This is a genomic window from Williamsia sp. (assembly GCF_036566845.1).
In the GTDB taxonomy this organism is placed as follows: Bacteria; Actinomycetota; Actinomycetes; order Mycobacteriales; family Mycobacteriaceae; genus Williamsia.
In genome coordinates this window covers 1-6,301 of the sequence record NZ_DATCVM010000068.1, presented here as the reverse complement: position 1 = coordinate 6,301, position 6,301 = coordinate 1, and the positions used below count along the sequence as shown (strand labels likewise).

At 63.4% G+C, this 6,301-nt stretch carries 3 protein-coding genes and 1 pseudogene; 3 read left to right on the top strand and 1 reads right to left on the bottom strand.

Annotation, left to right across the window (positions count from 1 at the left end; translation table 11 throughout):
• The first annotated feature begins 129 nt into the window (after positions 1–129).
• The 3 genes and pseudogenes from VIQ49_RS06185 (at position 130) to VIQ49_RS06175 (ending at position 5,742) form a co-directional block, all read left to right on the top strand.
• Positions 130–1,321 (top strand): annotated as a pseudogene (locus VIQ49_RS06185) (IS110 family transposase).
• A gap of 168 nt (positions 1,322–1,489) precedes the next feature.
• Positions 1,490–4,957 carry a protein kinase domain-containing protein gene (locus tag VIQ49_RS06180; RefSeq protein ID WP_331882081.1) on the top strand — a complete coding sequence of 1,156 codons (3,468 nt, stop codon included), beginning with the start codon at positions 1,490–1,492 and terminating at the stop codon, positions 4,955–4,957.
• Positions 4,958–5,034: 77 nt separating this feature from the next.
• Positions 5,035–5,742: an IS6 family transposase gene (locus tag VIQ49_RS06175; RefSeq protein ID WP_331882078.1), complete on the top strand. Its 708-nt coding sequence runs from the start codon at positions 5,035–5,037 to the stop codon at positions 5,740–5,742.
• A 240-nt stretch (positions 5,743–5,982) separates the two neighbouring features.
• On the opposite strand, the gene VIQ49_RS06170 is transcribed toward VIQ49_RS06175, so the two are convergent.
• The coding region (locus tag VIQ49_RS06170) for a DDE-type integrase/transposase/recombinase (RefSeq protein WP_331882076.1) at positions 5,983–6,301 on the bottom strand (319 nt) is incomplete at its 5' end.

Here is a 6,301-nt window from a genome sequence, read left to right as displayed (position 1 = left end):
TGATTGCTTAACGTGACAGTGCCCATTAGGGACAGGGCCACCGGATCTGATGGTAGGTCTCCTCGCAGGCGTGGGTGTCGGGTATCGATGCTGGATCGGCGACCGGACAGGTCGGACGAAGGACTGCGAATGAACACGAGTTACGCCGTGTTTTGCGGTATCGACGTGGGCAAAGGCGAACATCCGTCGGGTTGGACGCCTCAGGTGATCGGCTGTCCGACAAACCGCTGCCCAATGACGAAATGAAACTTCGGGCCGTATTCGACAACCTCGCCAGATACGGACCAGTACTGCTGATCGTCGATCAACCCCACACCATCGGAGCCCTACCGGTCACCGTTGCCAGAGCCTGCGGCCACGACGTCGCGTACCTGCCCGGACTGTCGATGCGCAGGATCGCAGACCTCTACCCCGGTCAGGCGAAAACCGATGCGAGAGATGCGTTCATCATTGCCGATACAGCAAGGGCCATGCCGCATACGCTGCGCCGGGTCGACACCGGCGACGAAATATTGGCCGAGCTCGGCGTGCTCGTCGGGTTCGACGACGACCTCGCCGGCGAAGCCACCGAAATCAGCAACCGCATCCGCGGACTACTCACCGGCATCCATCCCGCACTCGAACGGGTCGTCGGGCCCCGCATCAGCCATCCCGCTGTTCTGGAAATCCTGACCCGCTGCGGCGGGCCGAACGGAATCCGCGTCGCAGGCAAACACAAACTCACCAACCTCGCGGTCAAACACGCACCCCGCATGGGCGCTCGACTGGCCGACGAGATCATCACCGCACTCAGTACACAAACAGTGACAGTACCCGGCAGCAATGCCGCGGAGATCGTCCTGCCGAAACTTGCCGAATCTTTGAAAGAGACTCTGCTGCAACGGAAGACTATCGGTGACGATGTCGAGAGGATGCTCGATGACCACGCTCTTTCCCAGCCGAAGATCTCGATGCCCGGCATCGGGATCTCCGGCTGCAGCCGAAGATCCTGCTCGAAGTCGGTGACGAGTCCGCATTCAAGTCCGCAGGCCACGTCGCCGCCTACGCCGGGATCGCTCCCGTGACCCACAGATCGGGCTCTTCGATCCGCGGTGAACACCCTGCACGATCAGGAAACCGAAAGCTCAAACGCGCGCTGTTCCTGTCCGCATTCGCCGCCCTGCACGACTCGACCAGCCGCTCCCACTACGACCGCAAACGGGCTGAAGGCAAGAAACACAATGCCGCTCTGATCTGTCTCGCCCGACGCCGCTGCGATGTTCTCTACGCGATGCTCAAGAACAAGACTCTCTACCAAACGTTTTCCGCTGCAGCAGCTTGACGGAAACCATAGGGACACCCCCTGACGTCGACATGTGCTCTCCGGCGACCGATGGCTACCGGTAGCTAGAATGGGGTAGGCGCATCGCGAGGAGACCCTCATGGGCAGGTTTTGGTGGGCCCGGGCGCGGAACATCGGTGCGCCGGGCAAAGTGCGCTGAGGCTTGCCATGCCGGACAAGACCACCGAGAGCACGCAACGACAGGTCGACGTAAACGTCGTCGCGGAGTTGGCGGCTGAAGGTTTCGAAGATGCGTCTATCGCCGGCCGCGGCGGTTTCGGCATCGTGTACCGGTGCAGGCAACCCACGCTCGACCGGGTGGTAGCCGTCAAAGTCCTGAGCCCGGACCCGGACCACATGGATCGGGCGCGTTTCCTGCGCGAACAACAAGCGATGGGGCGGTTGTCCGGGCACCCAAACATCGTCCATGTGCTGCAAGCAGGAATCACCTATACCGGTCGTCCCTACATCGTGATGCCGTTTCATCGCCGTGATTCCCTCGACTCCTGGATCATCAAGCACGGAGCATTGACGGCCGCTGAGACGCTGGCTCTCGGTGTCAAACTTGCCGGTGCTTTGGAAACCGCGCACCGCGCGGGAGTGCTGCACCGCGACATCAAACCAGGGAACATCCTGCTGACCGAGTACGGCGAGCCGCAGTTGACCGACTTCGGTATCGCCCGCATCACCGGCGGTGAGGAGACCACCCGGGGTCTGGTGGCCGGGTCCCCCGCCTATACCGCCCCGGAGCTGCTCAGCGGCGCCGACGCATCGATGGCCACCGATATCTATGGCCTCGGCGCGACACTGTTCACGGCACTGGCGGGCCGACCGGCGTTTGCCCGTCGCCGAGGCGAGCAGGTCTTCGCCCAGCTCATACGCGTCGGTACGGATCCGCTGCCTGATCTTCGAGAGGCGGGAGTCCCTGAGGCGGTGTGCACCGTGATGGAGTCGGCCATGGCCCGAGACCCAGCGGACCGCCCCACCACTGCTGCGGAACTGGGCGCCGCGCTGCGAGGGGCGGGCGAACACATTGGCCTCGCCCTGGGAGACATCCCGCTTCCGATCGTCGACGAGGAAGACCGCCCCTTCCGACCCACGGACGAGGTCAGGGTCGGCGTGTCGGAATATCTTCGATACCGACGTGGCAGAGAGACCCCGGCAGAACTCCCTCCGCCACCGAGTGCGTCCACCAAGTACCGTCCACCGGTCACGCCGGGTGCGGCGGTGGCGCGCACGCACCTGCTTGAGCGCCTGCGCCGCAGCGGTGGCCCTCGCCTCGTGCTCATTCATGCACCTGCCGGGTTCGGAAAGAGCACACTCGCCGCTCAACGCCTCGCTGCCCTGCGGGAGGAGGGGGTGGCGACTGCGTGGCTGACGATCGACAACGACGACAACACGCTCATCTGGTTCCTCACCCACCTGATCGAGTCCATCGCCGTCGCACAACCAGCCTTCGGCCGAGAGCTGGTTCGTGAACTCGAAGTCCACGGTGCCGGCCGCGAAAGGTACGTTCTGACCTCGCTGATCGACGAGCTCCATTCCTCCGACCATCACGTCGCCCTGGTCATCGACGACTGGCACCGCGTGAGCAACGAGGACACGCGGTCAGCCCTGGCGTTCATCCTCGAGCACGGTTGCCACCACCTGCACCTGATCGTCACCAGCCGCACCCGCCTCGGCCTCCCACTGAGCAGAATGAGCGTGCACAATGAGCTGGTTGAAATAGATTCCGCAGCACTGCGTTTCGACGTCCGCGAGTCGACGCAGCTGCTGGTCGACCGCACCGGTCTCGACCTGGACACACCTGACATCGTCGAGCTCGAACAGTCGACCGACGGATGGGCGGCGGCATTGCAACTGGTCTCGCTGGCATTACGCGACCACCCGAACCCGCGGAGGCTTATCAAGGATCTGTCCGGAGGGAACCGGGCCATCGGCGAGTATCTGGCCGAGAACGTGCTCGGCAGTCTCGACCGACGCACCCTCGATCTCCTCCTCGCAACGTCGATCACTGAGAAGATCTGCGGCAGCTTGGCACGCGCGCTCACCAGCGGCCAGGAAGGTCAAGCGGCGCTCGAGGACATCGAGTCCCGCGATCTGTTCCTGCGCCGGCTCGACGAGGAAGGGGAGTGGTTCCGCTACCACCACCTGTTCGCCGAGTTCCTCCAACACCGCCTCGATCGTGACGATCCCGACCGAATCGTCGAACTCCATCGAAGAGCCGGCCAGTGGTTCGCGGACCGGCACCTTCTGAGCCAGGCGGTCGACCACTACCTCCTCGCCGGGGAAGAGAACGACGCTGTCACGCTCGTCGAGGACGCCGCGATGGACCTGCTCGAGCAGTCGCAGATGGGGACGCTCCTCGGCCTCGCCGCGAAACTGCCGGCGAAAGGAACTACCACCCGGCCCCGACTCCAGGTTGCACTCGCGTGGGCGCACGCCCTGCTGCATCACCCGCGCGACGCCGAGGAAATGCTGTCTGTCGCGGAGACAGCTCTGGCCAGCGACGATGACAAGGTTGCGGATTTGCGTGTCGAGGCGGCATTAATCCACGCCACGATCACCGCGTTCAACGACGAGATCGACGGATTGGACGAGGCCGTCGAGCGGTGCATGGCCCGGGCGGACACCCTGCGACCCTGGGTGTTGTGCGGAGCCGTCGACGTCGCGTCCTTCCACGCGATCTACCGCTTCGATTTCGACGAAGCTCGGCGATGGCAGAAATGGGCGCTGCCCTTCCATCGGCGCTCCAACGGTCCGTTCAGCGTTATCTACGGATATTGCATGGCTGGCATCGCCGCACGAGAACAACTCGATCTGCCGGCGGCCGAGGCCAGCTTCCGGCACGCCATGGCACTCGCCACCGAGGCCGACGAGGATCTCGGCTACGGCGCCCGGCTCACCGCAGCTCTACTCGGCGACCTACTGTACGAACAGGGGCATCTCACCGAGGCGGATCAACTCCTCGACCGTAGCCACACCTTGGGCGCCGAGGGAGGCACCGTCGACTTCATGGTCGCCACCTACGGCACGGGTTCCCGGCTGAAACTTCTGCTCGGGCAGAAGGATGCTGCGAATGCGCGCCTCGATGAGGGTGCCCGGCTGGCGCAGCAACTGGGGTTGCCCCGGTTGGCAGCGCGAATCACCAACGAACGAGTCCGCGCCGGAATCGGACACGCGGCTTCCGGGGCCCCGGTTCTCGACCTCGAGAGCCGACAACTGCCCGACCGCAATAACGGAATCGCCGTAACCAAGTTCGAAATTGAAGAGGACTCGAGGATCCGGGCAGCATTGACCGCACACGATAAGAACCGCGAGTCCGTCTACGAAAGGGCACACGCCCTCGTTGAGTCGATCGATCAACGGGCCCGCCCGCGGGCATTCCTCCACACCGCCCTGCTGCAGGTGGAAGTGCTCGCCACCCTGGGACACGAGGATGCCGCACTGACGGCGCTGTTGCCGCTCGCCGAGCAGTGCGCTCGGCTCGGTCTGGTACGACCGGTGCTGGACGCCGGACCCGCGGTGACTCAGGTGGCAAGAAATCTGCGAACTCATCTACCGGAGTGTGCCGACACCACCGCTTTCCTCGGATTGGACGACTACCTCGCCGACCTGGAGAAGCAGCCACCTTGATCGTCGGGTGTCGTTGCCGCCTGCAACTCCCAGGGCACTGTCACGTTGTTGAACGCGGCAAACTGGGAGAATGTGGCGTGAGCACCCCGATACTGTCGTACAAAGGCCACTGCTACCCGGCCGAGATCATCAACCATTGCGTGTGGTTGTACTTCCGGTTTCCGCTCAGCTTCCGTGAAGTTGAGGAGATGATGCTCGAACGCGGTGTCGTGGTCAGCTACGAGACAATCCGCCGGTGGTGCGCCAAGTTCGGGCAAACCTACGCGAACCAGCTACGCCGACGGCGGTCCCGGCCCGGTGACAGATGGCATCTCGACGAGGTGTTCATTCGAATCAATGGTCGGCAACACTATCTGTGGCGTGCGGTCGACCAGCACGGCAACGTGCTCGACGTGCTAATTCAGTCGCGTCGAAACGGCAACGCCGCCAAACGATTCTTCCGTAAGCTACTCAAGGGCTTGCACTATGTCCCGCGGGCGATCGTTACCGATAAGCTGGCGAGCTACAGCGTCGCCCACCGCGAGATGCTGGCCTCGGTTGAGCATCGCCGATCCAAGTACTTGAACAACCGGGCCGAGAATTCCCATCAGCCGACCCGGCAGCGAGAGCGCGCGATGAAGCGGTTCACATCGCCCGGGCAGCAACGCTTCCTCTCCGCCTTCTCTGGCATCTCACCGCACTTCCGACCCCGCCGGCATCGACTGACCGCGGCCGAGTGGCGTACCGAGATGACCGACCGTTTCGCGGTCTGGCAGGAAGTCACCGCGACCACCGCCGCCGCCTGAGAATGAACGTCTCGGCGGCGTACCGCAGCATCGTGTACCAAACTAGCTGCACCGCTATACTTTTCGACTAACGTGACAGTGCCCGCCGCGGAAGCCGACTGGATTGGTCCCCGGCAGCTCGAGTGGATCGCTACCCTTATTCGGGAGCAGTTGAATCGGCACTGTCACGTTAATCGAAAAGTATAGCGGTGCATATAGTTTGGTACAGAACGCGACGGGGAACCGTCGGGCAGTTCATTTTCAGGCGGCGGCGTCGGTCGCGGTGACTTCCTGCCAGACCGCGAAACGGTCGGTCATCTCGGTACGCCATTTGAGTGCTGTGAGCCGGTGTCGGCCGGGCCGGAAATGTGGTGAGATGCCCGAGAAGGCGGAGAGGAATCGTTGCGCGTGCCCAGGCGATGTGAACCGTTTCATCGCCCGTTCTCGCTGCCTGGTGGGTTGGTGCGAGTTCTCGGCGCGATTGTTCAAGTACTTGGATTGGCGATGCTCGACCGAGGCCAGCATCTCGCGGTGCGCGACCTGGTAGCTGGCGAGCTTGTCGGTGATGATCACCCGTGGC

Coding starts and splice junctions, on each gene's coding strand:
- VIQ49_RS06180 (WP_331882081.1), top strand. CDS start 1,490: ATGCCGGACAAGACCACCGAGAGCACGCAACGACAGGTCGACGTAAAC.